Genomic DNA, 3902 nt, shown 5'->3' with positions numbered 1-3902 from the left:
GCGGCCCCCCCCCTCCCGGCCCGCGGGCCCGGCCGGGGGGCGGGGGCGCAGGCCGAGGCCTGCGACAGCGCCCTGCTGGCCGGCCGGGCACGCCGGGCGTTGACCGCACTGGGGGTGCGTCCCCGCCCGGGCCCACCGCCGGCCCCGAGCATGTCGATGACCGAGCATCATCTGTTGGACATGGTCGGTGCCGGTCACAGTGACCGTCAGATCGCCCAGGCCCTGCTGCTGACCCCGCAGGACGTGAAGGCGCTGATCGGCCGGGTGAGCCGCATCCTGGGGGTGAGCGGCCGGGCCGAGATGGCGGACCGCGCACACCGCGCGGCAACCGCCTTGCCGACCCGGCTGAGAGTCGCGGCTCCGGCCCCAAGAGACTGACCACACGGCGGACCTGCGGCATGCCGCCGCCCGTGAGCAGCCGTACGACATCCGGAGCCCCGCGCGCGGAACTGCTGACCGGGACAGTGTCAGCGCGAAATGATGAACTCCTCGTTAACGGAACCATTGTTCTGGCAGGTGTACTGGATGATGCTCGCAAAGTTCGCAGGATTCATGGAAGCGACGTTGACACACTTGCCGGCGAACGTCTTGATCTGGGCCTTGCCGTTGGGGAGGTGCGTCAGGGTGAACCGCTGGTTCTCCGAGGCGGAGCAGGTGTACTGGATGATGCGTGCCCAGTCGTTCCTGTTGCCGCCCTCGACGTCGAGGCACTTGTCCGCGAAAGTCTGGATCTGGATCTGGTCGCCGCTGTCCTGGAACGGGACCAGGGCGAACTGGTCGTTTGTGTAACCGTTGTCGACGTTGCAGGTGTACTGGATGATGGCAGCGCCGTCGTCGGTGCTGGCACCATTCACGTTGAGGCACTTGCCCGCGAAGGTCTCGATCGTGTGGGTGGACGGGGCCACCGTCGCGGCGTTCGCAACGACCGGCGCGGTCAGCACCCCCGTGGTCATGACGGCCAGGGCGGCCAGAGTGCGCAGACCGTTCTTGGCGGCAAAATGCATGACTCTTCTCCTTTTCCTGAACTGGAATTCCGAGGCCAAACGCTCCCAGCGAGTCCGGGGTGCCGAGCAGACGTACTGCCCGTGAGCCTGCCCGCAGGGCCATCCTGTGGGCACGCTTTCCGGGGCAGGGAGGAATGTCCCAACCTTCCCTACAGGTCGGTGGAAGCTTTGAGCGTCCGGTGCGTAAAGCACACCATCGGCACCACTTGGCCACCAGGAAAGACAGCCGGAAGCCTCACCGGAAAGATCCGTTTCTTTGAGTCTGGACCCGTCGACCGGTGACGTGACCGAGAGGCGGCCGACGCAAAGAGGTGCCCGCTGAGCAGGGAAGACGGGAGTTCTCCACGCTTCCACCGGCCCGACCGGCAAGGCACCTCGTAAGTGGCCGAGCTGGTCGCCGATGCCCTGCGCACGGCCGCCGGCCGGGGCGGCCTGCAGCCCAGCTGCATCGTGCACACCGACCGCGGAACCGAGTATTCGAGTGGCGAATTCCACAGCGAGATATGGACGTTGAACCCGAGGCAGAGCATGGGAAGAGCCGGCATCTGCTACGACAATGCTGCAGCTGAGGGCTTCTTCGGACTGCTCGAAGCGGAGATCGGCACCACCCTCCGGGAGAGCCGCGAGGCCGCCCGCGCCGACGTCTTCCGCTTCATCGAGGTCGAATACAACCGCACCAGGCTCCGCAAACACCCCGAGTTCGGGTACCTCACCCCGCTCGAGACCCGAGCCACTCGGAGCTGTCGGACGTGTGGGCCGCTCAGTACCGCCTCTTCCGCGAGTGGGGCGGCGTGCCACACACGATGCGCCGGGATCCCTCGGGCACGGATGTCCCGGCATCGCCTTGGGACGAGGGCGATGACTGGTCCACCTACCGGACGCAGGCCGAGCTGGGCAGCACCACCGTCGAGTTCCTCCGCGAGGGCATCACCGAGCCGGCCCTGCTGACCACCGCCCGCCGGCATCCGGCGGCGGCCTGCCCACCAGGCCGCCTCTTCACCTCGCCGGACGACCTCGCGACTGCCCTGCACAGGTGGCCGGAGGACTTCCCTAGCCCTTGGGCTCCCGACCGCACAGCACACCGGACCACCGAGCGGGCAGCCCTGCTGACGGGGCCCTCAAGCACACGTCCGCTTCTCCAACCGCCTCCGGGCAGCCGCCTCCTCCCGGTGCGCCCGGATTGCGCCGGGTACGTGCGTGCCGCGGGCAACGACTACCTGGTGGGCGAGTGGGGAGCACGGCGCACGCTCACCGTGGAGGTCACTGACGCCGAGGTGGTGATCCGCAGCGGCGGGTACCACGCCGGTGGCTTCCACACCCGCATCTACGCCCACCCGTGGGCCCAGAAGATGCAGCTCACGGTTCCGCTGCGCCATGAGGTGGTGGAGCACCACAGAGGCGTGCGGAAGGAAGCGAACGGTCCGTGACCGTGGCCCCGTGTGGGCGGGTGGTCGGGTCACCGGCTGGCCCGGCGTCTCTGCACGGTGCTGGGGGTGGTGGTGTGGTGGATCCAGGTCCACCACAGGTCGCCGGGTGGGGGTGTGAGGCGGGCGATGGCGAGGCGGTGGGCGGTGTGCCGGCAGAACGCGGTGATCGCGGGGTGCGGGGTGGGGGCGGTGCCCTGCCGGGCCTGTCCTGGCAGGCGTGCGGCGGCCAGGCACGGGCCGGGACGATCGTCTCGGGGAAGGTGATGAGGCCGCGCGCGTGCAGGGCCCAGGACTGTCCGGCGAGTTCGGCGTGGGGGTCGGTGTCGGCCAGGCGCACCAGGCGGTGCTGCCAGCGGGCGGCGAGGATGCTCTGCTGGTCGTACCAGCGGGTGGTGATGGCTGTGGCCCAGCTGGTGGCGTAAGCGGCGTCCGGGTGGCGGAGCAGGCGCTGGTGGTCGCACCATGCCCGGCACAGTTCGGGCAGGGCGGCAGCGGCCAGGTGGCGGTCCGGATCCAGGCTCCAGTGCTGGCGGCGCGGGCACAGGGCCTGGTGTGCGGGCGGGAGGATGTGGGCGCGGCTGGCAGGCCAGGACGGGTTGTTCGCCGGGCCCGAGCGGCTGCCAGACGCGATGGGTGATGACGGTGGTGCGTCGGGTGCGGGTGCGGGGGCGCGGCGAGTGCCGGTGCAGGTGGTGGGGGAGAGGGGCCGGGTACGGTCGTCGGCCAGGCGGGGCAGCGCCCGGGTGAGATTCCTGAGCGGGGCGCGGGCGAAGGCGGCCAACTGGTCTTGGGCTGCGGTGTCGAGGCGGAGTTCGGCGCTGCCGACACCGCCGCGGTTGCTGCGGGGTCGTTCTCGCCGATCTGCTGCTCAGGGTCCGCACCATGCCGCAGTCCCTCGTGTGGCCGGTTCTGCCATTCGATGGTGATCCACTCATCCAGCAGGTCCTGCAGCTGCGCCACGCTCCACATTGCCTCGCTCTCGGCACAGGTTCCGCGTCGGGCCGGGCTGGCGCCGGTACGGCCGACGACGTGCTGGCAGAACAGACTGTTGACCGAGCCGAAGGTGCCCTCGACGGGGCCCTTGGCGGCGGGCTGGCGCGGGGGAACGGGCTACACACTGATGCCGAGCGTCTGGGCGGCGGCCAAGAACGCCTCGGAGACGAACACCCGCCCGCGGTCGATGACCACCGGCCCGGGCACCGCCACCGGCCGCGCCGCCGCGCTCCGCAACCGGTCGTCGGCGTCGACCAGAAGGTCATAGGGCACCGGCGCCCTCGACATCTCCAGCACCCGCGGCCAGGCCGGCTGCACCAGGTGCGGGGCGGCCATCTCGGCCAGCAGCAGCGCGGCGTCCACGCCCTTGGTGCCGGCGGGGCGCAGGCCGGCACGGTGTTGTGGGTGATTGTCAGCTTGGGCCGGCCGGTGGTCCCGTTGTCGAAGACCGTGAAGACATCCAGGGCGGGTGGTGTCG

The 3902-nt window shown here is 70.3% G+C and carries 3 protein-coding genes and 1 pseudogene; 2 read left to right on the top strand and 2 right to left on the bottom strand.

What is annotated here, in order from left to right; genetic code table 11:
- The coding region (locus tag AB0D08_RS40460) for a LuxR C-terminal-related transcriptional regulator (RefSeq protein ID WP_359895370.1) at positions 1–378 on the top strand (378 nt) is incomplete at its 5' end.
- Positions 379–467: 89 nt separating this feature from the next.
- Here AB0D08_RS40460 and AB0D08_RS40455 read toward each other — a convergent pair.
- A complete protein-coding gene (locus AB0D08_RS40455) occupies positions 468–1004 on the bottom strand; it encodes an RICIN domain-containing protein (protein WP_359895368.1) in 537 nt (178 codons plus the stop codon).
- Positions 1005–1753: 749 nt separating this feature from the next.
- On the opposite strand from AB0D08_RS40455, the gene AB0D08_RS40450 reads away from it, so the two are divergent.
- Positions 1754–2431 carry a hypothetical protein gene (locus AB0D08_RS40450; protein WP_359895366.1) on the top strand — a complete coding sequence of 226 codons (678 nt, stop codon included), beginning with the start codon at positions 1754–1756 and terminating at the stop codon, positions 2429–2431.
- A 1110-nt stretch (positions 2432–3541) separates the two neighbouring features.
- On the opposite strand, the pseudogene AB0D08_RS40445 reads toward AB0D08_RS40450, so the two are convergent.
- Positions 3542–3902: pseudogene (locus tag AB0D08_RS40445) on the bottom strand (hypothetical protein); the annotation flags it as partial.

Source organism: Kitasatospora sp. NPDC048540 (assembly GCF_040651175.1).
Lineage (GTDB): Bacteria > Actinomycetota > Actinomycetes > Streptomycetales > Streptomycetaceae > Kitasatospora.
This window is presented reverse-complemented; position numbering and strand designations above follow the sequence as displayed.